Below are 21916 nucleotides of genomic sequence, written 5' to 3' on the forward strand. Positions count from 1 at the left end.
CGGCCTTTTCGGTTGATACGACACGGAATCAGTAGCGTGTGATATCCGCGCTGGCTTCCAACTGCTTGCGGTAGGCCGCGAAGTCCTGCTGGCCGGCGCGCGAGGCGAGGTAACGGCGAATCTGCTGCTTTTCCTCGTCTGTGGCGGCTGCCCCTTCGTTGACACCCTTGAGCTGCAGGACCACCAGACTGCCATCGCCCAATACGACACTGCCGTATGCCGGCTTGTCCTTGGCTTGCGGCTTGCTCAGGCGGAAGACCGCTTGCAACTCGGCAGGGTCGATCCCTTCCTGGGCGCGGGTAACGGCTTCCTGAAGCTTCCAGGTTTGACCGTCGTGCGCGGCGTTTTCGGCGATGGAGCCGTCACCCAGGCCAGCAATCAGCTTGTCGGCCTTGGTCTTCAGCTCGGCGGTGGCCTTTTCCTTGGCCAACTGGCCACGGATGCTTTCGGCTACCGACTCCAGAGGCAACTGCTCTGGCTTGCGATGTTCCTTCGCACGCAGCACAACCACGGTTTCCGGATCGAGCTCGATGGCAGTGCTGTTGGAGCCTTCGTCCAGAACCTCCTCACTGAACGCGGCCTGGATCACTGCACGATTGGCAGTAATGCCTTCGCCGCCTTCACGACCGAAAGGTGCGGAAGTCTGCGCCTTCAGGCCAAGCTCTTGGGCCGGCTGGGCCAGGTCAGACGCCTCGAACGCGGAATCCTCAAGCTGTTTGGTCACTTCGACGAAGCGCTGTTCGACCTGCTGGGTCTTCAATTCCCGACTCAGTTTCTCCTTCAGGCTGGCGAAGGTCGGCACCTCTGGCGCTTCCACCCCGAGCAGCTTGATCAGGTGATAACCGAACTCGGTCTTCACCGGTGCCGATACCTGATCCTGATTCAGGCTGTACAACGCGTCTTCGAAGGCAGGGTCATAAACGCCCTGACCAGCGAAGCCGAGATCACCGCCATTGCTGGCCGATCCTGGATCCTGGGAGAACTCCTTGGCCAACGCGGCAAAGTCTTCACCCTTGGCCAGACGCTGCTGGATCTCCTCGATGCGGGCCTTGGCCTGCTCGTCGCTAACCTTGTCATTGACCTCAACAAGGATATGCGCGGCATGGCGCTGCTCGGCCAGGTTGGCGATTTCCTTCTCGTACAACGCCTTGAGCTGGTCGTCGCTGACGTTGACCTGATCGAAATAGGCCGACTTTTTCAGCTCGATATAATCGATGACCACCTGATCGGGGGTCATGAATTCCTTGGCGTGCTGGTCGTAATGGGCCTTGATCTCGTCGTCGCCGACCTTGACCGACGAAGGATCGGCCTTGAACGTCAGGGAGGCGAAGTCACGAGTCTGCTTTTCCAGTCGGGCGAACGCCTCGACCTGTTGATCGGTCACGAAGCTGCTGCCGGCCAGGCCGGTGCGCAGTTGGCCGATGAGCATTTCCTGGGCGAGCATCTCGCGGAACTGCAAGCGGCCGTAGCCCATCTGGCGAATGACCTGGTCGAAGCGGTCGGCGCTGAACTTGCCGTCGACCTGAAACTCGGGCGTCTGCAGGATCAATTGATCCAGCGCGGCCTCGGAGAACGAGAACTTGGCATCCTCGGCACCCTGCAACAGCAATTTGCGATCGATAAGGCCCTTCAATGCCGCTTCACGCAGCATTTTCTCGTCGAGCATCGCCGGATCGAAATCCTTGCCCAGTTGTTGCAACAACTGGCGGCGCTGCATGTCGACGGCTTGGCTCAGCTCGTTCTGGCTGATGGTCTGGCCGTTTACCTTGGCGGCGTCCTGGCTATGGTTGGTGGCCTGGAAAATGGCATCGAAGCCAGTCAATGCCATCAAGACGACGATAAGGCCGATGATGGTCTTGGCAATCCAACCCTGTGAATTGTCCCTGATATTCTGCAGCATGCGTCCCCCAGAAACGGTCGTACCACTGCGTCGACAACCGCGGAGCGTGGGTAGAATCCTGATAGAAGAAAGGCGCATCCGAAGATGCGCCTTTTCGTAGCGAGCGGGCAAAGGCGGTAACGTTCGCGGCCTTGCCGCACGCTGTCCGGCCTGGCGATACCAGGTCCGGCTGAAAACGACGACTTAGTTGACGGCGTCTTTCAGACCCTTGCCAGCCTTGAAACCTGGAACCTTGGCAGCTGCGATCTTGATCGCGGCGCCAGTCTGCGGGTTGCGACCGGTGCGCTCGGCACGCTCTTTGACAGTGAAGGTACCAAAACCGACCAGCACGACATCGTCGCCTTGCTTCAGAGCGCCGGTGACGGATTCGATAACTGCGTCAAGGGCCTTGCCAGCGACCGCTTTCGAAAGGTCAGCAGATGTGGCGATAGCGTCAATCAGTTCCGACTTGTTCACTCTAAGTCCCCTTATATCTCTATTGAGTATGTTTCTAAGTATGTATTGAGAAACTGTTTAAAACGAGCGCTGAGAGGCCCATTGACACTTGCGTGCCGCTTTATAGCAAGGGCACGAAAAAACTGTCAAGGAAGCCCCCCAGCGAAATCCGTATTAGTGCGTGCTGATTCTTTCCTTGGCATCACTATCGCGCTTTTCATCCTTGGCGACAATCTCCGGAGCCACGTCTGGCAAGGGCTCCGGGGCGTATTGCAACGCAATTTGCAGGACTTCGTCAATCCATTTGACTGGTTTGATCTGAAGATCCTGTTTGATATTTTCTGGAATTTCCTTCAGGTCGCGGACATTTTCCTCAGGAATGATCACCGTCTTGATCCCACCACGGTGAGCAGCCAGCAATTTTTCCTTCAGCCCGCCGATAGCTAGCACTTGGCCACGCAAGGTGATCTCGCCCGTCATCGCCACGTCGGCGCGCACTGGAATCTGGGTCAACGCAGAGACCAGCGCCGTGCACATACCAATACCCGCGCTAGGGCCATCCTTCGGTGTGGCACCTTCGGGCATATGGATGTGTACGTCACGCTTCTCATGGGAATCAGCGGCGATCCCCAGGCTGTGCGCCCGGCTACGGACGACGGTCTGCGCTGCGGTGATCGACTCGACCATGACGTCGCCCAGGGAACCGGTCTTGATCAACTGGCCCTTGCCCGGGATCACCACGGCCTCGATGGTCAGCAGTTCGCCCCCCACCTGGGTCCAGGCAAGGCCGGTGACCTGGCCGATCTGATCCTGCTGCTCGGCCAGGCCGTAGCGGAACTTGCGCACGCCTAGGAGATGCTCGAGCTGGTCGCTGGAGACCTTGACGCTAACCTTCTTCTGGCCGGAATGCTCCTTGACCACCTTGCGGCAGATCTTGGCAATTTGCCGCTCCAGCCCTCGCACACCCGCCTCGCGCGTATAATAGCGAATGATGTCGCGGATCGCCGACACGTCGACCTCCAGCTCCTCGACCTTCAGGCCATTGGCTTTGACCTGCTTGGGCGCAAGGTACTTGACCGCGATGTTGATCTTCTCGTCCTCGGTGTACCCTGGTAGGCGAATGACTTCCATACGGTCGAGCAGCGCCGGCGGAATGTTCATCGAGTTCGAGGTGCACAGGAACATCACATCCGAGAGGTCGTAATCGACCTCCAGGTAATGGTCGTTGAAGTTGTGGTTCTGCTCAGGATCCAGCACCTCGAGCAGTGCCGAAGCGGGATCGCCACGCATGTCACTGCCCATCTTGTCGATTTCGTCGAGCAGGAACAGTGGGTTGCGCACGCCAACCTTGGTCATCTTCTGTATGAGACGCCCAGGCATGGAGCCGATATAGGTACGACGGTGGCCACGGATCTCGGCCTCGTCGCGCACGCCGCCCAGGGCCATGCGCACGAACTTGCGGTTGGTCGCCGTGGCGATCGACTCGGCGAGGGAGGTCTTGCCCACCCCTGGAGGACCGACCAGGCACAAGACCGGCCCGCGAATCTTTTTTACGCGCTTCTGTACGGCGAGGTATTCGAGAATGCGCTCTTTGACCTCTTCCAGGCCATAGTGGTCGGCATCCAGGATTTCTTCGGCCTTGGCCAGGTCAAGGCGCACCTTGCTCTGGGCTTTCCACGGCACCTGCACCAGCCAGTCCAGGTAAGTCCGGACGACGGTAGCCTCAGCCGACATCGGCGACATCTGCTTGAGCTTGTTGAGTTCCGCCTGGGCCTTGGTCAATGCATCCTTGGGCAGGCCGGCAGCGTCGATGCGCTTCTTCAGCTCCTCGACTTCATTGTGGCCTTCGTCGCCATCACCGAGCTCTTTCTGAATGGCCTTCATCTGCTCATTCAGGTAGTACTCGCGCTGGCTGCGCTCCATTTGCTTCTTGACTCGGCCACGGATGCGCTTCTCGACCTGCAACAGATCGATTTCGGCATCCAGCAGCGCCAGTACATGCTCGACTCGCGTCGGAAGATCGATGATCTCAAGGATTTCCTGCTTCTGCTCGATCTTCAGCGCCATGTGCGCGGCCATCGTATCGACCAGGCGACCTGGTTCCTCGATGCTGTTGAGCGAAGACAGGACTTCGGCCGGGACTTTCTTGCCCAGTTGCACGTACTGCTCGAACTGCGACAGCAGGCTGCGCACGAACACTTCCGATTCGCGGTCAGCGGCCTCGATCTCATCGATCAGGGTGACTTCGGCACGGATGTGCCCTTCGACTTCGGCGAAGCGTTCGACAGCGCCACGCTGCTCGCCCTCGACCAACACCTTGACGGTGCCATCGGGCAGTTTCAGCAGTTGCAGGACAGTGGCAATGGTGCCAACGCGGTAGAGGGCATCTTCGCCCGGATCGTCATCGGCGGGGTTCTTCTGGGCAAGCAGGAGGATCTGCTTCTCGCCCGTCATCGCGGCCTCGAGGGCTTCGATGGACTTCTCGCGCCCCACGAACAGTGGGATAACCATGTGCGGATAAACAACGACATCGCGCAATGGCAAAAGAGGCAAGTCGAGGGTGGTCTTCATGATTTCGCCTCTACAGCGGCCCTTGGGCCGGAAACCGGTGGAAATGATGCTTGGAGCTAATGTGGGGGCAGGCCTGTAAAATTACAAGCTTTGAATCAGCAAAAGCAGAAAGGGGCCCGAGGGCCCCTTTCCAGCACTGCAACCAACTGACTCAGGCGTCAGGCGCTGCCTTGGCTTGTGGCTCGCTGTTCTCGTAGATCAGCAGGGGCTTCGACGCCCCCTCGATGACGCTCTCATCGATCACCACCTTGCTGACTTCCTTCTGTGAAGGAATCTCGTACATGGTGTCGAGCAATACGCCTTCGAGGATCGAACGCAGGCCGCGGGCGCCAGTCTTGCGCTCCAGCGCCTTGCGAGCGACGGCCTTGAGCGCATCGCTGCGGAACTCCAGGTCGACGCTCTCCATCTCGAACAGCCTGGAGTACTGCTTGGTCAGGGCGTTCTTCGGCTCGGTGAGGATCTGCATCAGCGCAGCCTCATCCAGCTCGTCGAGAGTTGCCAGCACCGGCAGACGACCGACGAATTCGGGGATCAGACCGAACTTGACCAGATCGTCCGGCTCGACTTCGCGCAACGACTCGCCGACCTTCTTGCCTTCCTGCTTGCTGCGCACTTCGGCACCGAAACCGATGCCACCTTTGGTGGAACGGCTCTGGATGACCTTCTCCAGACCGGAGAATGCGCCACCGCAGATGAACAGGATATTGCGCGTATCGACCTGCAGGAACTCCTGCTGCGGGTGCTTGCGACCACCCTGGGGCGGTACGGAGGCTACCGTGCCTTCGATCAGCTTCAACAATGCCTGCTGCACGCCCTCACCCGAGACGTCACGGGTGATCGACGGGTTGTCCGACTTGCGCGAGATCTTGTCGATCTCGTCGATGTAGACAATGCCCATCTGGGCCTTTTCCACGTCGTAGTCGCACTTCTGCAGCAGCTTCTGAATGATGTTCTCGACGTCTTCACCCACGTAACCGGCTTCGGTCAAGGTGGTGGCGTCGGCGATGGTGAACGGTACGTTCAACAGGCGTGCAAGGGTTTCGGCGAGCAGGGTCTTGCCCGAGCCGGTCGGCCCGATGAGCAGGATGTTGCTCTTGCCGAGTTCGACTTCTTCGCCTTTCTTGTCACGCTGGTTCAGGCGCTTGTAGTGGTTGTACACCGCTACGGCAAGCACCTTCTTCGCGCGCTCCTGACCAATGACGTACTGGTCCAGGATGCCGCTGATTTCTTTCGGCGAAGGCAATTTATGCGCGCTGCTTTCGGCCTGGGCTTCCTGCACCTCCTCGCGGATGATGTCATTGCACAGGTCGACGCACTCGTCGCAGATAAATACCGAGGGCCCGGCAATCAATTTGCGCACTTCATGCTGGCTTTTGCCGCAGAAGGAGCAATAGAGCAATTTGCCGTTGTCCTCGCCGTTACGGGTGTCAGTCATTCGATCGATCCAATCCGGTAGGCTTGCAACACAAGATGAAGGCAATTGCGGGCTTTTTCAAGTCCGCAGGCGGGCAAGATGATTACCCGCCTACGCTTGCACCGGTATCAGGACACCAGTTGCCGCTTGTCGTAGACCGAGTCGACCAGGCCGTACTCGGCCGCGCGCTCGGCACTCATGAAATTATCGCGCTCGGTGTCACGCTTGATGGTTTCGAGGTCCTGACCAGTGTGGTACGCCAACAGTTCGTTCAACCGCGCCTTGATGGAGAGGATCTCCTTGGCGTGGATCTCGATATCGGTGGCCTGACCCTGGAAGCCGCCCAACGGCTGGTGAATCATCACCCGCGAGTTCGGCAGGCAGTGACGCTTGCCCTTGGCACCTGCGGTCAAGAGGAAGGCGCCCATGCTGCAGGCCTGACCGATACAGATGGTAGACACGTCCGGTTTGATGAACTGCATGGTGTCGTAGATCGACATCCCCGCAGTGACCGAGCCGCCCGGCGAGTTGATGTACAGATGGATATCCTTGTCCGGGTTTTCCGCCTCAAGGAACAGCAATTGCGCCGCCACCAGATTGGCCATGTAGTCCTCTACCGGGCCGATCAGGAAGATCACCCGCTCCTTCAGGAGGCGCGAGTAGATGTCGTAGGCACGCTCGCCACGAGCGGACTGCTCGATAACCATCGGGACCAGGCCGCCTGCGGCCTGGATGTCAGAGCCCTGCTGAATATAAGAATTGCGGGACATATCCTGCACTCACTCCCAAATAGTCATGTCTTGAATACGCACAAGCCAGCGCGAAGGCTGGCTTGTGGGGGCCCTACGAGAGAAGCGGATCACTCAGCTTCGGCAGGTGCCTGTGCTGGCTTGACAGCTTCTTCGTACGAGACCGACTTGTCGGTCACAGTCGCTTTCTGCAGGACAGTATCTACAACTTGCTCTTCCAGCACAACCGAACGGACTTCGTTCATCTGCTGGTCGTTCTTGTAGTACCAGTTAATGACCTGCTCAGGCTCCTGGTAGGCAGAGGCCATTTCTTCGATCATGGCGCGAACACGTGCATCGTCCGGCTTCAGTTCGAACTGCTTGACCACTTCGGCGACGATCAGGCCCAGGACCACACGACGCTTGGCCTGCTCTTCGAAGAGCTCGGCAGGCAGCTGCTCGGGCTTGATGTTGCCACCGAACTGCTGAACGGCCTGCACGCGCAGACGATTGACTTCGTTTTCCAGCAGCGCCTTCGGCACTTCGATCGGGTTGGCGGCCAGTAGACCGTCCATGACCTGGTTCTTGACCTTGGTCTTGATGGCCTGACGCAGTTCGCGATCCATGTTCTTGCGGACTTCGGCGCGGAAACCTTCCAGCGAGGATTCCTTGATGCCGAACTGGGAGAAGAAAGCTTCGTTCAGCTCAGGAAGCTTCGGCTCGGAAACGCTGTTGACGGTGACGGTGAACTCGGCGGCCTTGTTGGCCAGGTCCAGGTTCTGATAGTCCTCGGGGAAAGTCAGGGTCAGAACGCGCTCTTCACCTGCCTTGGCGCCGACCAGGCCATCTTCGAAGCCAGGGATCATGCGGCCGGAACCCAGCACCAGCTGGGTACCGGTGGCCGAACCACCGGCAAAGGCTTCGCCATCGATCTTGCCGACGAAGTCGATGTTGAGCTGGTCTTCGAGCTGCGCCGCGCGGTCTACCGTTTCGAAGCGCACGTTCTGCTTGCGCAGGACTTCCAGCATGTTGTCCAGATCGGCGTCGGCCACTTCGGCGCTCAGACGCTCGACATTGATCGATTCGAAGCCTGCAACGGTGAACTCCGGGAACACTTCGAACGTGGCGATGTATTCCAGATCCCCGCCCTTCTCGAAGGATTTGGGCTCTACTGCTGGCGCGCCGGCCGGATTCAGCTTCTGCTCGACCACGGCTTCATAGAAGGAAGCCTGGACCAGGTCACCGAAGGCTTCCTGGCGGGCAGCGTCTTCGTAACGCTGACGGATCACGCTCATTGGCACCTTGCCAGGACGGAAGCCTGGAACCTTGGCGCGACGGGCAGTCTGCTGCAGACGCTTGTTGACTTCGGTCTCGACGCGCTCGGCCGGAACGGCGATGGTCATGCGGCGCTCGAGAGCGGAAGTATTTTCAACAGAAACTTGCATGGATATTCCTCGTTGCACAGACGTTAGCCGGCGATAGCCCGACTCCAGAATCAAGGGCAAGCATTCTAGTGACTCACAAAGCAGAAGTCACCCCGTTCAGGAGGATGGGGCATCAAGCCGGTCGATTTCGCTTAAGGCCGCGGCACACCTGCCGTTCGACCCTTCTCGACAAAAGCGTTGGGAGCGCTGCCGGCCTTGCTGACTCGTACGCGCCCACCGCTGAAAAACCTTGTCAAACAAAGGCAATGACGAATGCCGCTTTTCAGGGCGCCGATTCGTCGAGCTCATTGCAGCGACAGTATTCGGCCCACTCCATCCCCAGCGCCTCGGCCACCTCGCGATGAACCTCGAGACGCATTGCCCGCAGGTCATCGGCGGACTCCGCCACCAGTTGCAACGTCAACTCCCAAGGCTCCAGCCCCTGCTCCTGGGCAGCGTCCTCGAAAGCCCACTGGATTTGTTGCGCCTGCTCATGCGCATCCAGTTCACGGATTTCTTCGAGCAGCTGCGGACTGGCCTCGGCAAACCGTTGCAGCGCCAGGTCCTGACGAGCTTCTCTCGCGATCATTGTGCACTTTCCTTCACGGCCGCCTGGCCATTGATTCAAACAATTGAAATCTAACAGTTTTGCAGGGAGGGAGAATAGAGGCGGATCACTTCGATCGAACCAAGGACGCCACCAAGGCCAAGGCCTCCGTCAGGAAGCCACGGGCGAGCAGCGCACGACAAACCCACGCATACAGGCAACTCTCGAGTCGAGCGCTATATCCGTGCAGGCGGCGACTTGCCGGTTCCACCGCCCGCCGAAGATATCAAGGCGGCCCGGAGGCCTTGCATGAATGCCACGACAACCCAACGGTCGGGCTTTGCGTGGCTTGCTCAGCCGGGTTCGGCGCGTCGTCCATTTCCGCTTTATCGACATCCCGATTCGGCACGTCGCGCTGTCATGCGCTTCTTCACTCGTGTGCAAAGAAAGTCTTACCTTCGTTTTCCGGCAACTCATCGACTCCACCCTTGCCTGCCGAGTCACGTCCGATGCCGGGACTTACCGAATCAGGCGATGTCGGCGGTAAATCGAGACCACCCGTGCCTTCGGATTTGCGAATCAGCACCCATGCCCACTCCTTTATCGGCCCGCTGGGGAGCCCACCAACCTGAGGAATAAGCAGGCGCCGAGCCTCGACGGCACTCAGCCAACGAATTACAGCCACTCGGCGTCATTTCATCTGCAAGGTCATCAAGCACTACTGCCAGGTGACGGCTCTTCGGCTTCGTCAACCGGAGGATTCTTCGGCATATCCGAATCGTCGACCGCACCCTTCTGGTCTCGACCGCCGCCAGAGCCGTGTTCGTCGCTGATGTCAGGATAGACCTCCTGATCGCTGCCTGGCTTGGCTGGCCCTGGGTAGGGATTCTTCGGCCCGTTGTTGTCTTTCACCATCATCACTCTCCCGTCTGCGGCGCGGGTTTTCCGCGCTTAGAATTGGGAGAGACGCAGGTCATGAGAAGTGTCCGTTCTTGGACGAATGGTGTCGCCCATCGCAACGAAATCTCGGCTTCAACCTGAAGCAAGAATGCCAAGGCCACTGCCGAACCCACGCCTTTCATATCGATTCTTGCCCCATATACGACAGAACGCAGAAAGGCAGCCCCGGCGGCCAATGCCAGTCAGTCAAGGATCGTGTTGCCCATACTGACGCTATCGTGGGGCAAGCCCGCGACAGCCTTGGATCTAACGCCAAATCCCTTAACTGGCTGGCTTGTCGGGACGCCATCATGCTGCGATGGGCTGCAAAGCAGCCCCAGAATGCCTTCAGCCGATCACCGGCGCCTGCAAATGCCGGCTAGGGTAATGTTGCTCATACACCTTGCACACCCGCAGCACCTGCTCGTCGGCAAACCGCCCGGCCACCACCTGCAAGCCCACCGGCAAGCCCTCCTGAGTAAACCCACAGGGCACTGAAGCCGCCGGCTGCTGGGTCAGGTTGAACGGATAGCTGAACGGCGTCCACTCCATCCACTGCGCCATCCCCGACCCCGGCGGTACATTGTGCCCGGCCTCGAACGCCACCAACGGCATCATCGGCGACACCAGCACGTCATGACGCTGATGGAAGGCATTCATCCGCGCCACCAGTTCGGCCCGTGCTTCCAGCGCTTCGGTGTACTGCTCCAGGCTGATATCCGCACCGCGCTCGGCAATCCAGCGCAGGCCTGAGTCGAGCAACTCACGCTGCGCTGTCGACAACTGACTGGCCAGCCGCGCCGCGCCCGCAAACCACAAGGTATTGAACGTCTGCAGCGGATCGGCAAAGCCCGGATCGACTTCCTCCACCTGCGCGCCCAGCCGCGACAGGCGTTGCACCGCTTGCGCGGTCAGGGCCTGGATCTGCGGGTCGACCTTCACATAGCCGAAGTCGGCGCTGTAGGCGATGCGCAGCCCGCTCAAGTCCTGCTCGCCGGGCAGCCAGGGCGCCTGGCGCGGCGCCCCGGCCAGACCGTCGCGCGGGTCGGGCCGGGCCACGCAGTCGAGCATCAGCACGGCGTCGTCGACCGTGCGCGTCATCGGCCCCAGGTGCGACAGCAGGGTCATGGCGCTGGCCGGCCACTGCGGCACGTAGCCGAATGTCGGCTTGATGCCGAAGGTGCCGGTAAACGCACAGGGAATACGGATCGAACCACCGGCGTCGCTGCCCTGGTGCAACACCCCGAGGTTGAGCGCCGCCGCCGCGGCGGCACCGCCCGACGAGCCACCCGCGGTCAGGCGGGTGTCCCACGGGTTGCGGGTAATGCCGTACAACGGGTTGTCGGTGACGCCCTTCCAGCCGAACTCGGGCGTGGTGGTCTTGCCCACCAGCACTGCCCCGGCCTCACGCATGAACGCCGCGAACGGCGCGTCGACGTCCCACGGCCCGGCTGCCGAGGTGCTCAGCGAGCCTTTGCGGGTAGGCATGCCACGGGTCAGGGTCAGGTCCTTGATCGAGGCCGGCACGCCGTCGAGCTTGCCGCAGGGTTCGCCGCGCTGCCAGCGCTGTTCGCTGGCGCGGGCGGCGGCGCGGGCGCCTTCACCGTCCACATGGCAGAAAGCGTTGACCGCCGGGTTGTGACGGTCGATGCGGGCGAGTACGTCGTCGGTCACTTCAACCGGCGACAGCTGGTGCTGGCGGTACAGCTCGAGCAATTCGACGGCGGTCAGTTCGCCGATAGCGGTCTTGCTGGTCATTTCAATGGGCTCCTTGGTTGGCCGCCTGATACATCGCTCGCAGCAGCACGTCGCAGCCGTCGGCGAGGTCCTGCGGCGCAGCGTTCTCGATTTCGTTGTGGCTGATACCGCCTTCACACGGCACGAAGATCATCCCGGCCGGGCCGAGCTCGGCGAGGAAGATCGCATCGTGGCCGGCGCCGCTGACGATATCCATATGGCTCAGCCCCAGCTCGCGGGCACCCTGGCGCACGGCATCGACGCACTGCTCGGCGAAGTACAGCGGCGGGAAGTCGGCCGTCGGGGTGAGCTCGAAGCTCAGCCCGTGCCTGGCCGCGCTGGCCTGGATGACGTCGCGTACTTCGGCGACCATCGCACCCAGCTGCGCGGGGTCGAGATGGCGCAGGTCGATGGTCATCTGCACCTGGCCAGGGATCACGTTGCGCGAGCCGGGGTGCACGCTCAGGCAGCCGACCGTGCCGCAGGCGTGCGGCTGGTGGGCATGGGCGATGCGGTTGACCGCGGCGACCACTTCGGCGGCGCCGACCAGGGCGTCCTTGCGCAGGCGCATCGGAGTGGGCCCGGCGTGGGCTTCGACGCCGGTCAGTACCAGGTCGAACCACTTCTGCCCCAGGCAGCCCTGGACCACGCCGATGGTGGTGCGCAGGTCTTCCAGGACCGGGCCCTGCTCGATATGCGCCTCGAAATAGGCACCCACAGCATGTCCAGTCGGCACGCGCGGGCCGGCATAGCCGATGCGTTGCAGCTCGGCGCCCACCGACAGGCCCTGTTCGTCGACCTTGTCCAGCGTCTCCTGCAAACCGAACTTCCCGGCAAACACCCCCGAACCCATCATGCACGGCGGGAAGCGCGAGCCTTCCTCGTTGGTCCACACCGCCACTTCCAGCGGCGCTTCGGTGTGCAGACCGAGGTCATTGAGGGTGCGGATCACCTCCAGCCCGGCCATCACCCCATAGCAGCCGTCGAACTTGCCGCCGGTGGGCTGGGTGTCGATGTGGCTGCCGGTCATCACCGGTGCCAGGTGCGGGTTACGCCCCGGGCGGCGGGCGAAGATATTGCCGATGGCGTCGACGCTGACCGTGCAGCCGGCCTCGGTGCACCACTGCACGAACAGGTCGCGGGCCTGGCGGTCGAGGTCGGTCAGGGCCAGGCGGCAGACGCCTCCCTTGGCCGTGGCGCCGAGGCGGGCGAGATCCATCAGAGACTGCCAGAGGCGCTCGCGGCTGACCAGCGCGCCTTGGCCGAGCAGGTGTTGCGAGGGATCGATGCGGGTATTCATGGTCCGTCTCCTTCAGGCACTCAGGGCCAGGTAGCGGTTCTTGATGCTGGGGTCGGCGCGGAACTGCTCGGCGCTGCCCTGGTAGGCCACCCGGCCTTGTTCGAGCACGTAGTGGCGGTCAGCGAGGGCGTCGCAGACTTTGAGGTTCTGTTCCACCAGCAGGATCGACAGGCCTTCGTCCTTGATCCGCCGCAGGATCTTCACCAGTTCGTCGACGATCACCGGGGCCAGGCCTTCGGTCGGTTCATCGAGGATCAGCAGCTTTGGGTCGTTGAGCAGGGCGCGGGCGATGGCCAGCATCTGCTGCTCGCCGCCCGACAAGGCAAAGCCATTGTTGCGCCGGCGCTCCTTGAGCCGCGGGAACATCGCGTAGACGTCTGCGAGCTGCCAGCGGCTGCCCTTGCGCGCGGCGATCGTGAGGTTTTCCTCGACGTTCAGCTGGCGGAAGATCCCGCGGTGCTCAGGCACCAGCGCGATGCCCTGGCGCGCGATATCGAAGATTTCGCGACCGACCAGCGCCTGGCCGTTGAAGTGGATCTGCCCCTGGCGCGGGCGGACGATGCCGAGGATGCTGCGCAGGGTGGTGGTCTTGCCGGCGCCGTTGCGCCCGAGCAGGGTCACCAGCTCGCCGGCCTCGACCTTGAGCGAGACGCCTTCGAGCACATGGCTCTTGTCGTAGTAGGAATGGATCGAATCGACGCTGAGCATCAGGCGGCCTCTCCAAGGTAGACGGTGCGCACGCGCTCGTCGTTGCGCACCTGGTCCGGGGTGCCCTCGACCAATATCTGGCCGTGGCTCATGACAGTGATGCGCTGGCTGATCGACATGACGATGCTCATGTTGTGCTCGATCAGCAGCACGGTGTGGTCGCGGCCCAGGTCGCTGATCAGGTCGGTCATCAGCGGAATGTCGTCGATGCCCATGCCCGAGGTGGGCTCGTCGAGCATCAGCAGGGTCGGGCTGGCGCAGATCGACATGCCCACCTCCAGCACCCGTTGCTGGCCGTGCGACAGTTCACCGGCCAGGGTTTCGGCGCGGCCGTTGAGCTTGAGGCGTTCCAGCACGCGGTCGGCGGTGTCCCAGTGGCTGCGCTTGTGCTCGACGCTGCGCCAGAAGTTCAGCGCGCCCAGGCCGTCGCGGCCCTGGGCGGCCAGGCGCAGGTTCTCGCGCACGCTGAGGTTCTGGAACAGGCTGGTGAGCTGGAACGAGCGCGCCATGCCCAGCGCCACCCGGCCATGGGAGGGCTTGCGGATGATGTCCTGGCCGTTGAACAGGATCTTGCCCGCCGTGGCCTGCCGCTCGCCGGTCAGGCAGTGGAACAGGCTGGTCTTGCCGGCGCCGTTGGGGCCGATGACGGTGTGGATGGTACCGGTGCGGACCTTGAGGTCGACGCCATTGACGGCGTGGAACGGCCCGTAGGCCAGCTGCAGGTTGCGGGTTTCCAGGAGATAGTCGCTCATCACAGGGTCTCCTTGGTCTTGGCATCGAGGGCGCGCGACGGTTGCAGGCGCTTGACCAGATCGGCCAGGCCGCCCCACAGGCCGCCCCGCATGAACACCACCACCAGGATCAGGATCACCCCCAGCAGCATCAGCCAGCGCGGCCACAGCTCAGAGAGCACATCGCCGAGCATGACGATAGCGCCAGCGCCGAGCAGCGACCCGAACAGCGAGCCGGTGCCGCCGACGATGGTCATGATCAGGATGTTCTCGCTCATCATCAGGTCGATGTTCGACAGGGGCGCGAAGTGCAGCAGCATCGCGTACAGCGCCCCGGCGATGCCGGTGATGGCGCCCGACAGCATGAACACCAGGATCTTGAAGTGGCGGATGTCGTAGCCGATGGCGGCGGCGCGGGTTTCGTTTTCGCGAATCGCCATCAGGGTGCTGCCGAACGGTGAGCGGATCACCCGCAGGGCACCGGCGAAGATCAGCAGGAACAACAGCGCGACAAAGGCATAGAAGTGCCGTGGGTCGGCGAGGTCCACCAGCACATGGCCGGCGATTTCAATGTTCGGCCGCGGCACGTCGAGCAGGCCGTTGTCGCCTCCGGTCCAACCGCTCAAGGTGTAGGCCAGGAAGTACGCCATCTGGCTGAAGGCCAGGGTCAGCATGACGAAATAGATCCCCTTGCGGCGAATCGCCAGGGCACCGACCAGCAATGCCAGCAGTGCGCCGAACAGCGCCGCGCCAACCAGCGCGCCGAGCATGCCCCAGTGCAGGTGAATCATCAGCAGCGCGGCCCCGTAGGCACCGGCGCCAAAGAAGATGCCCTGGCCGAATGACAGCAGCCCGGTGTAGCCCAGCAGCAGGTTGCACGCGAGGGCGGCCAGGCCGAAGATCAGGATCTCGGTGGCCAGGGTCGCCGACGGCAGGATCAACGGCAGGCCGATCAGGCTGACGATCAGCAGCAACAGCAGGGCATGGCCATGGCCCTTGGCCACGGCCAGTGGATTCTTGTCAGTCATGTTCATGCTCTCCCGAACAGGCCGTAGGGACGTACCAGGATTACCGCTGCCATCGCGCCGTAGATCATCAGGCTGGCGCCTTGCGACCAGAGGCTGGTCATCATGCTTTGCACCACACCCACCAGCAGCCCGCCGACCAGCGCGCCGCCGAACGAGCCCATGCCGCCTATCACCACCACCACGAAGGCGATGCCGAGGATCTCCGGGCCAACGAACGGCTGGGCGCCTCGCAGCGGTGCGAACAGCACTCCGGCGACACCGGCAAGGCCGACGCCGAGGGCGAAGGTCAGGGAGAACAGGCGGAAGATATTGGTGCCCAACAGTGAGACGGTTTCAGTGCTTTCACTGCCGGCGCGCACCAGCGCACCGAAGCGCGTGCGCTCCAGCAGCAGCCACAGGCCGACCCCGATCAAAGCGGCGAAGCCGATCAGGAACAAGCGGTAGTAGGGGTAGATGAAGTCGCCGACGATGAGCACCCCACGCAGTTCCGGCGGCACCGCGATATGCTTGCCGACCGGGCCCCAGATCAGCACCGAGGCTTCCTGGATGATCAGCGCGATGCCCAGGGTGACGAGGATCTGGAAGGTGTGCGGCAGGTGGTAGATACGCTTGATCAGCAAGCGCTCGACCACCCAGGCCAGGGCCGCCACCGCCAGTGGCGCGATCAGCAGGGCCAGCCAGAAGTTGCCGGTCAGCGCCACGGCGGTGTAGCACAGGTAGGCGCCGAGCAGGAAAAACGCCCCGTGGGCGAAGTTGACGAAGTTGAGCAGGCCGAAAATGATCGTAAGGCCCACGGCGATGAGGAAGTAGATCATCCCCAGGCCAAGGCCGTTGAGCAGTTGAAACAGGTACAAATCGAGCATGGTAGTGCCCTCTGCAGCGCGCTTGGCGCCTGCATGTCTGCATGGATGTGAGACGAACCGAGGCTCAGGCCAGGGCGCAACCGGTGTGATCGACCTCGACGAACGAGCGGCCGGCGCTGAGCACCTCGGCCAGGTCGTCCTCGTCGCGCATCTGCGCCTGGGGCTTGCCGCGCAGTAGGTAGTAGTCCTTGAGTACCTGGTGATCACCGGGGCGGATCAGCTCTTCGCCGGTCGGGCCCTGGAAGCGCATGTCCTGCAGCGCCTGGGACACCGCGGCGCCATCGAGGCTGCCGGCCTTGACGATGGCCTCGAGCATCACCCGGGTGCCGATATAATCGGCGGCCAGTGGGTAGTTGGGGTTGATGCCGTAGACCTTGCGGGTGGCGGCGACCAGCTCTCGGTTCAGTGGCGTGTCGACCTGATGCCAGTACTGCGCGCCCAGGTAGACGCCTTCGAGCACGTCGCTGCCCAGCTCCTGGAACTGGTCGAGGCCGGCCGACCACACCAGCAACACCTTCATTCGCTCCTTGATGCCGAAGTTGACCGCCTGGCGCAGGGCGTTGGACGACTGGCTGCCGAAGTTGAGCAGCACCAGCACGTCGGGTTTGGCGGCGATGGCGTTGGTCAGATAACCGGAGAATTCCTGCTCCTGCAGCGAGTGGTAGCTGTTGCCGATGTGCTCGATGCCCTTTTCGGCGAAGACCTTGCGGGCGTTGTCGAGCAGGGCGTCGCCGAACACGTATTGCGGGGTGATGGTGTACCAGCGCTTGGCGTCGGGCAGCAGCTTGATCATCGGCACCAGGGTTTCGCGGATGGCGCCATAGGTTGGCACCGACCAGCGGAAGGTCGAGCTGTTGCAGTCCTTGCCGGTGATTTCATCGGCGCCGACCGGGGTCATGAACACGCCGCCGGCCTTGTGGATCTCCTTGGAGACCGCCAGGGCCGAAGAAGACAGCGTGCAACCCTGGAAGAACCGCGCGCCGTCCTGGCCGATGGCTTCCTGGACCTTGCGTACCGCCTTGCCGGCGTTGCCCTCGGTGTCGATGACCTTGTACTTCAGCGGCCGGCCGAGCAGCTGCGGGTGCTCGGCAATGGCCAGGCGCGAGCCCATGTCGGCGTACTTGCCATAGCTGGCAAAGGGACCGGACATGGACTTGAGCCCATAGAAGGTCAGCGGTTGCTCGGCGAATGCCCGGTACGCTCCGAACGGAAGGCTACCGAGGGCACCCAGGGCAAGGCCTGCCTTGAGCAGGGTACGTCTTTGCATGAGTAACTCCTTGGTTGTGGTTATTAGGCAGGAGTGGCAATGACAAAGCGGGTACGGCCGGGCCTGTGCGCAGGCCTCTGTCAGGCGGATCAGTGGTTGTGTTCGAACTCCAGGAGGAAGTTGCGGGCGACTTCGCCTTCCAGCGCGGTCATGTGGTGTTCGGCGTCGCACATGTGCTCGTGCATGAGGCGGCGCACGGCCGGTTCGTCGCTGGCGCGCAGGGCCAGCAGCAATTGCTTGTGGTAGTCGATGTTGGCTGCGGCAAACTGTTGGCGCTTGGGCAGGTAGGCTTTTTTCAGCACCACCAGGTCGCGCAGCAGATCGTTGAGGAACACCGCCATGAAGCTCAGCAGCGGGTTGGCGCAGCGGCGGGCGAGCAGAGTGTGGAATTCGAGCTCGGCCAAGCGCTGTTCGCGCTGGCCCTCCTCGCTGTCTTCCGGGGTGCTGCAGAAATCGATGTTGGCCTGCAGCGCGGCGTAGTCGGCTTCGCTCAGCTGGCCCATGACCGACACTGCCAGCTCGACCTCGATGACCTTGCGCAGTTGATAGACCTGCTCGCCGTCCAGGTGCTGGAAGTGCAGGTAGTTGCGCAGGGCGCGGCTGGCCGGCTCGGTGCCGGCCTCATTGAGGTAGGCGCCGCCGGTCGGCCCGGTGCGGGTCCTGACCAGGCCTTCGACCTCAAGGGTCTTGAGCGCTTCGCGGGCGGTGCCCTTGGAGCATTCGAAGTGCTCCATCAGCTCGCGCTCGGTGGGCAGGCGATCGCCGGGGCGCAGCGCCTCGGTGACGATCGAGCGCTTGACCGATTCGACGATCATGTCAGAGAGCTTTTGGCGTTTGCGCTTGGGTTTGAGCATCGGGGCTATTTTTCATATTTATGCGGATAAATATGATTTAGCGAATTTTGCTCGGGTGGGTCAATGGTTGAGGCGGGGTGAGGTCGTAAATAGTGCGTATGGGTCGGTGAGGGATATGTACGGTGAGGATTTTTGGGACCGCTGCACGGGGCGCGATTGCTGGCTGATCTTGAATTTACGCCACAGCCAGAACGCGGCGGCGATCAGGGCGATCCAGAAAAGTAGGCGAACGATGGTGTCCAGCTTGTCTGGAACACGCCTGACACGGCGGAAAACCGTGCTCACTACGCAAGTGCTGCCAACCAGCATGGCGATGGCAGTCATCCTCAGGTTCGGATGGTCTGCCAGATGGAACTGACCAGCCACCTCCTGATAAGCAGCGCGTTCGAGAGTTATCGCAGCAGTGAAATGAACCTCGCCGAGCAATTGATCGCCAACACGCCAGACCACTCGCTGACCTTATTCGATAAGGGTCTTACTCGTTGGGCTTGCTGCATCACTGGCAATCTCAAGGTGCGTAGCGCCATTGGCTGATCCCCATGAAAAGGGCACTCAGTACGAGGTCTAGCATAATCTTGGCCGCAACGATGCTTTGGCCGTGCTTCGCACATCACCTCAGGCACGCAAACAATGGCCGAGCTTGCCACTGGAGATTCGGGCGCGACTGTCGAACAAAACGATCAAGGGAAAGGTTGTAAGCGTTCTTACCTTAATGACTGACCCGCTGCGTTTTCCAAGTGATGATCGTCGACCTCTACAGTCAGCGCTGGGAAATCGAGCTTGGCTATCGCGAAATCAAGCAAGGCCTGCTGGGCGGTGAATACACCTTGCGAAGCAAGACGCCCGAGATGATTGCGCAAGCGCTATGGGGTGTGCTGTTAGGATACAACCTCTTGCGCTATCAGATGATTCAGATGTCTCGCCAGTGTCCAGGCGTCTACCCATGTGAAATGAGCTTTACCGCCTGCATCTGGGCGATATTGGGCTTGCTGCATGGCACATCTTTGAATCATCCCGGCAATTTACCTGGGTTCCTGGCAGACCTACAGGCGTCAGCAGCCTAGTATGCCCTGCCCCATCGACGCCATGACCGATGGTTTCCGCGAGCGGTGAAGCAGCGAGCGGCAAAATATCCGTGCCGAAAATGAAAATGCCAGTCAGCTTAACTGACTGGCATTAGCCCCGGGGGCTGCCTTTTTTGCCTGAAATCCCAAAAGCGCCCTTGAGATAACAGGTGCTCATACGGCGCGGACGAAGAGACTCTAACTCTTACAACTTGCGCCGCCGGAACCTAAATCAGTGTATCTACCAATTTCACTACGTCCGCGTGAAGCAGATACGACAAAGGCGCCCGATCTCACGATCAAGGCGCCTTCGAAAAATATGGGGTGGACGATGGGAATCGAACCCACGACAACTGGAATCACAATCCAGCGCTCTACCAACTGAGCTACGCCCACCATGTTGCGGTCTTGCGGTACAACCTTACAGAAGCATGGTGCGGACGAAGAGACTCGAACTCTTACAGCTTGCGCCGCTGGAACCTAAATCCAGTGTGTCTACCAATTCCACCACGTCCGCGTAACGCTAAAAACAAAGGCGCCAGATTGTGCAATCACGACGCCCTTGAAGAATCTGGGGTGGACGATGGGAATCGAACCCACGACAACTGGAATCACAATCCAGCGCTCTACCAACTGAGCTACGCCCACCATATCGCTGTACAACCTTACTTGCTTGCCCAAGCTGCCTAATGGCGCACCCGGCAGGACTCGAACCTGCGACCATCCGCTTAGAAGGCGGATGCTCTATCCAGCTGAGCTACGGGCGCATAAGCATTGTGCCTAACCGAACAAGAGTCTATCAGACAAGCTGGTAAACCACTCATTCTGCCCAGCCTTGCCAACCAGTGCTAGGCCGTGCCCGACAAGTGCGCCGAATCTTATAGGCGAGCCGGGTGGGCGTCAACAGTTCTTTCAAAAAAATTCATTTTATTTAAGGGCTTAGGGGATTTGGGCGACCAGGCGCCTTTGCCCTCGGCCTAGGTCGTGCGAGAATGTGCGCTCTTTATGTTCCCTTCTAGATGGTTAATCACGCGTCTATGACTGCACACCTTATCGATGGCAAGGCGATCGCCGCCAGCCTGCGCCAGCAGATCGCTCAACGTGTCGTGGAGCGACGCCAACAGGGCCTGCGCACGCCAGGCCTTGCCGTGATCCTGGTCGGCACCGACCCGGCCTCTCAAGTCTATGTCTCGCACAAGCGCAAGGACTGCGAAGAGGTCGGCTTCATCTCCCAGGCATTCGACCTGCCCAGCGATACCACGCAGCAAGCATTGACCGACCTGATCGATAGCCTCAACGAAGATCCGGCAATCGATGGCATTCTCTTGCAATTGCCGCTGCCCGCGCATCTAGAGGCCTCGCTGCTGCTCGAGCGCATTCGTCCGGACAAGGATGTTGACGGCTTTCATCCTTACAACGTCGGCCGCCTGGCCCAGCGCATCCCCCTGCTGCGCCCGTGCACGCCGAAAGGCATCATGACCCTGCTGCAGAGTACCGGTCAGGATCTGTATGGCATGAATGCAGTCATCGTCGGCGCTTCGAACATCGTCGGCCGCCCCATGGCGATGGAGTTGCTGCTGGCCGGTTGCACCGTGACCGTCACCCACCGTTTCACCAAGGACCTGGCCGGACACGTCGGCCGTGCCGACCTGGTAGTTGTGGCCGCCGGCAAGCCTGGGCTGGTCAAGGGTGAATGGATCAAGGAAGGCGCCATCGTCATCGACGTCGGCATCAACCGCCAGGAAGATGGCAAGCTGGTCGGCGATGTGGTCTACGAGACTGCCCTGCCCCGCGCTGGCTGGATCACGCCGGTGCCCGGCGGTGTCGGGCCGATGACCCGGGCCTGCCTGCTGGAAAACACACTGTACGCGGCCGAAACGCTGCACGACTGATACGCATACCTGCTATCGCCAAGAAACGGCACCCGCAAGGTTAGTGCCGGTCAGTCAAGGCCAATGGGCCGCTTTGCGGCCCTTCGCGGGCAAGCCCGCTCCCACAAGATACCTCGCCGCTTTCAGATGCTGCTGGCTAAAGCAGCCCAACTTTCAGGAGCAGTCCAATCCGTGGGAGCGGGCTTGCCCGCGAAGGGGTACAAAGCAGCCCAACTTTCAGGAGCAGTCCACCCTGTGGAAGCGGGCTTGCCCGCGAAGGAGTGCAAAGCAGCCCAACTTTCAGGAGCAGTCCAATCCGTGGGAGCGGGCTTGCCCGCGAAGGGGTGCGAAGCAGCCCAACTTTCAGGGGCAGTCCACTCTGTGGGAGCGGGCTTGCCCGCGAAGGGATGCGAAGCAGCCCAACTTTCAGGGGCAGTCCACTCTGTGGAAGCGGGCTTGCCCGCGAAGGGGTACAAAGCAGCCCAACTTTCAGGAGCAGTCCACTCTGTGGGAGCGGGCTTGCCCGCGAAGGGGT

General features: G+C 61.4%; 20 protein-coding genes, 5 tRNA genes and 1 pseudogene. 3 read left to right on the forward strand and 23 right to left on the reverse strand.

Going from position 1 to position 21916, the window contains the following annotated elements; all coding sequences use genetic code 11:
• Nucleotides 1-28 precede the first annotated feature (28 nt).
• The 18 genes and pseudogenes from G7009_RS09595 to G7009_RS28345 all read right to left on the reverse strand — a co-directional run.
• Nucleotides 29-1900, reverse strand: coding sequence for a SurA N-terminal domain-containing protein (locus tag G7009_RS09595; RefSeq protein WP_181129764.1), 1872 nt, complete (start codon nucleotides 1898-1900; stop codon nucleotides 29-31).
• Nucleotides 1901-2083: 183 nt separating this feature from the next.
• Complete coding sequence (locus tag G7009_RS09600; RefSeq protein WP_181129765.1) at nucleotides 2084-2356, reverse strand: HU family DNA-binding protein; 273 nt, start codon at nucleotides 2354-2356, stop codon at nucleotides 2084-2086.
• Between the two features lie 153 nt (nucleotides 2357-2509).
• Nucleotides 2510-4906: an endopeptidase La gene (lon, locus tag G7009_RS09605; protein ID WP_181129766.1), complete on the reverse strand. Its 2397-nt coding sequence runs from the start codon at nucleotides 4904-4906 to the stop codon at nucleotides 2510-2512.
• Between the two features lie 151 nt (nucleotides 4907-5057).
• Nucleotides 5058-6341, reverse strand: coding sequence for an ATP-dependent Clp protease ATP-binding subunit ClpX (gene clpX, locus G7009_RS09610; RefSeq protein WP_181129767.1), 1284 nt, complete (start codon nucleotides 6339-6341; stop codon nucleotides 5058-5060).
• Between the two features lie 107 nt (nucleotides 6342-6448).
• Nucleotides 6449-7090, reverse strand: a complete 642-nt coding sequence (clpP, locus tag G7009_RS09615; protein ID WP_181129768.1) for an ATP-dependent Clp endopeptidase proteolytic subunit ClpP — start codon at nucleotides 7088-7090, stop codon at nucleotides 6449-6451.
• A gap of 89 nt (nucleotides 7091-7179) precedes the next feature.
• Nucleotides 7180-8493 carry a trigger factor gene (gene tig, locus G7009_RS09620; protein WP_181129769.1) on the reverse strand — a complete coding sequence of 438 codons (1314 nt, stop codon included), beginning with the start codon at nucleotides 8491-8493 and terminating at the stop codon, nucleotides 7180-7182.
• Nucleotides 8494-8755: 262 nt separating this feature from the next.
• The gene (locus tag G7009_RS09625; protein WP_181129770.1) at nucleotides 8756-9061 is read right to left on the reverse strand and encodes a DUF6388 family protein; all 306 of its coding nucleotides are present in this window, start codon (nucleotides 9059-9061) and stop codon (nucleotides 8756-8758) included.
• A gap of 388 nt (nucleotides 9062-9449) precedes the next feature.
• Complete coding sequence (locus tag G7009_RS09630; RefSeq protein ID WP_181129771.1) at nucleotides 9450-9605, reverse strand: hypothetical protein; 156 nt, start codon at nucleotides 9603-9605, stop codon at nucleotides 9450-9452.
• Nucleotides 9606-9730: 125 nt separating this feature from the next.
• Nucleotides 9731-9934: a hypothetical protein gene (locus tag G7009_RS09635; protein WP_181129772.1), complete on the reverse strand. Its 204-nt coding sequence runs from the start codon at nucleotides 9932-9934 to the stop codon at nucleotides 9731-9733.
• A gap of 372 nt (nucleotides 9935-10306) precedes the next feature.
• Nucleotides 10307-11716 (reverse strand): amidase, encoded by a 1410-nt coding sequence (locus G7009_RS09640; RefSeq protein ID WP_181129773.1) that lies wholly within the window; start codon nucleotides 11714-11716, stop codon nucleotides 10307-10309.
• Nucleotide 11717: 1 nt separating this feature from the next.
• Nucleotides 11718-12995, reverse strand: coding sequence for a Zn-dependent hydrolase (locus G7009_RS09645; protein ID WP_258197902.1), 1278 nt, complete (start codon nucleotides 12993-12995; stop codon nucleotides 11718-11720).
• A gap of 12 nt (nucleotides 12996-13007) precedes the next feature.
• Entirely contained in the window at nucleotides 13008-13703 is a 696-nt protein-coding gene (locus tag G7009_RS09650) for an ABC transporter ATP-binding protein (RefSeq protein WP_181129774.1), read from the reverse strand.
• Nucleotides 13703-14455, reverse strand: coding sequence for an ABC transporter ATP-binding protein (locus tag G7009_RS09655; protein ID WP_181129775.1), 753 nt, complete (start codon nucleotides 14453-14455; stop codon nucleotides 13703-13705). The genes G7009_RS09650 and G7009_RS09655 overlap by 1 nt, the downstream gene beginning before the upstream one ends.
• Nucleotides 14455-15462 (reverse strand): branched-chain amino acid ABC transporter permease, encoded by a 1008-nt coding sequence (locus tag G7009_RS09660; protein WP_181129776.1) that lies wholly within the window; start codon nucleotides 15460-15462, stop codon nucleotides 14455-14457. Before G7009_RS09660 ends, G7009_RS09655 begins: the two co-directional genes overlap by 1 nt.
• A gap of 2 nt (nucleotides 15463-15464) precedes the next feature.
• On the reverse strand, nucleotides 15465-16325 hold the full coding sequence (locus G7009_RS09665; protein ID WP_181129777.1) for a branched-chain amino acid ABC transporter permease: 861 nt from the start codon (nucleotides 16323-16325) through the stop codon (nucleotides 15465-15467).
• A 64-nt stretch (nucleotides 16326-16389) separates the two neighbouring features.
• Nucleotides 16390-17592 carry an ABC transporter substrate-binding protein gene (locus G7009_RS09670; RefSeq protein WP_181129778.1) on the reverse strand — a complete coding sequence of 401 codons (1203 nt, stop codon included), beginning with the start codon at nucleotides 17590-17592 and terminating at the stop codon, nucleotides 16390-16392.
• A gap of 89 nt (nucleotides 17593-17681) precedes the next feature.
• Nucleotides 17682-18446 (reverse strand): FadR/GntR family transcriptional regulator, encoded by a 765-nt coding sequence (locus G7009_RS09675; protein ID WP_181129779.1) that lies wholly within the window; start codon nucleotides 18444-18446, stop codon nucleotides 17682-17684.
• A 147-nt stretch (nucleotides 18447-18593) separates the two neighbouring features.
• A pseudogene (locus G7009_RS28345) lies at nucleotides 18594-18680 on the reverse strand (PP0621 family protein); the annotation flags it as partial.
• A gap of 114 nt (nucleotides 18681-18794) precedes the next feature.
• On the opposite strand from G7009_RS28345, the gene G7009_RS27485 reads away from it, so the two are divergent.
• A complete protein-coding gene (locus G7009_RS27485; protein WP_219856517.1) occupies nucleotides 18795-18980 on the forward strand; it encodes a hypothetical protein in 186 nt (61 codons plus the stop codon).
• Between the two features lie 206 nt (nucleotides 18981-19186).
• Nucleotides 19187-19510 (forward strand): transposase, encoded by a 324-nt coding sequence (locus G7009_RS27490; protein ID WP_258197904.1) that lies wholly within the window; start codon nucleotides 19187-19189, stop codon nucleotides 19508-19510.
• A gap of 182 nt (nucleotides 19511-19692) precedes the next feature.
• Here the strand turns inward: G7009_RS27490 and G7009_RS09690 are convergent.
• From G7009_RS09690 to G7009_RS09710, 5 genes are all read right to left on the reverse strand, one after another.
• Nucleotides 19693-19773, reverse strand: a tRNA-Leu gene (locus G7009_RS09690).
• Nucleotides 19774-19830: 57 nt separating this feature from the next.
• Nucleotides 19831-19906 (reverse strand) — tRNA-His (locus tag G7009_RS09695).
• A 36-nt stretch (nucleotides 19907-19942) separates the two neighbouring features.
• Nucleotides 19943-20027, reverse strand: a tRNA-Leu gene (locus G7009_RS09700).
• A 55-nt stretch (nucleotides 20028-20082) separates the two neighbouring features.
• Nucleotides 20083-20158, reverse strand: a tRNA-His gene (locus tag G7009_RS09705).
• A gap of 42 nt (nucleotides 20159-20200) precedes the next feature.
• Nucleotides 20201-20277 (reverse strand) — tRNA-Arg (locus G7009_RS09710).
• A 270-nt stretch (nucleotides 20278-20547) separates the two neighbouring features.
• Here G7009_RS09710 and folD point away from each other — a divergent pair.
• Nucleotides 20548-21402 (forward strand): bifunctional methylenetetrahydrofolate dehydrogenase/methenyltetrahydrofolate cyclohydrolase FolD, encoded by an 855-nt coding sequence (gene folD / locus G7009_RS09715; protein ID WP_181129780.1) that lies wholly within the window; start codon nucleotides 20548-20550, stop codon nucleotides 21400-21402.
• Nucleotides 21403-21916: the final 514 nt, after the last annotated feature.

The sequence above is a fragment of the Pseudomonas capeferrum genome (assembly GCF_013523055.1).
GTDB classification, from domain to species: Bacteria; Pseudomonadota; Gammaproteobacteria; order Pseudomonadales; family Pseudomonadaceae; genus Aquipseudomonas; species Aquipseudomonas capeferrum_A.

Excerpts from the sequence above, each read along its gene's own strand:
- G7009_RS09595 (WP_181129764.1), bottom strand. The coding sequence starts at position 1,900 with ATGCTGCAGAATATCAGGGACAATTCACAGGGTTGGATTGCCAAGACC.
- lon (WP_181129766.1), bottom strand. The coding sequence starts at position 4,906 with ATGAAGACCACCCTCGACTTGCCTCTTTTGCCATTGCGCGATGTCGTT.
- clpX (WP_181129767.1), bottom strand. The coding sequence starts at position 6,341 with ATGACTGACACCCGTAACGGCGAGGACAACGGCAAATTGCTCTATTGC.
- clpP (WP_181129768.1), bottom strand. The coding sequence starts at position 7,090 with ATGTCCCGCAATTCTTATATTCAGCAGGGCTCTGACATCCAGGCCGCA.
- tig (WP_181129769.1), bottom strand. The coding sequence starts at position 8,493 with ATGCAAGTTTCTGTTGAAAATACTTCCGCTCTCGAGCGCCGCATGACC.
- G7009_RS09625 (WP_181129770.1), bottom strand. The coding sequence starts at position 9,061 with ATGATCGCGAGAGAAGCTCGTCAGGACCTGGCGCTGCAACGGTTTGCC.
- G7009_RS09635 (WP_181129772.1), bottom strand. The coding sequence starts at position 9,934 with ATGGTGAAAGACAACAACGGGCCGAAGAATCCCTACCCAGGGCCAGCC.
- G7009_RS09640 (WP_181129773.1), bottom strand. The coding sequence starts at position 11,716 with ATGACCAGCAAGACCGCTATCGGCGAACTGACCGCCGTCGAATTGCTC.
- G7009_RS09645 (WP_258197902.1), bottom strand. The coding sequence starts at position 12,995 with ATGAATACCCGCATCGATCCCTCGCAACACCTGCTCGGCCAAGGCGCG.
- G7009_RS09650 (WP_181129774.1), bottom strand. The coding sequence starts at position 13,703 with ATGCTCAGCGTCGATTCGATCCATTCCTACTACGACAAGAGCCATGTG.
- G7009_RS09655 (WP_181129775.1), bottom strand. The coding sequence starts at position 14,455 with ATGAGCGACTATCTCCTGGAAACCCGCAACCTGCAGCTGGCCTACGGG.
- G7009_RS09660 (WP_181129776.1), bottom strand. The coding sequence starts at position 15,462 with ATGACTGACAAGAATCCACTGGCCGTGGCCAAGGGCCATGGCCATGCC.
- G7009_RS09665 (WP_181129777.1), bottom strand. The coding sequence starts at position 16,325 with ATGCTCGATTTGTACCTGTTTCAACTGCTCAACGGCCTTGGCCTGGGG.
- G7009_RS09670 (WP_181129778.1), bottom strand. The coding sequence starts at position 17,592 with ATGCAAAGACGTACCCTGCTCAAGGCAGGCCTTGCCCTGGGTGCCCTC.
- G7009_RS09675 (WP_181129779.1), bottom strand. The coding sequence starts at position 18,446 with ATGCTCAAACCCAAGCGCAAACGCCAAAAGCTCTCTGACATGATCGTC.
- G7009_RS27485 (WP_219856517.1), top strand. The coding sequence starts at position 18,795 with ATGGAACTGACCAGCCACCTCCTGATAAGCAGCGCGTTCGAGAGTTAT.
- G7009_RS27490 (WP_258197904.1), top strand. The coding sequence starts at position 19,187 with ATGATCGTCGACCTCTACAGTCAGCGCTGGGAAATCGAGCTTGGCTAT.
- folD (WP_181129780.1), top strand. The coding sequence starts at position 20,548 with ATGACTGCACACCTTATCGATGGCAAGGCGATCGCCGCCAGCCTGCGC.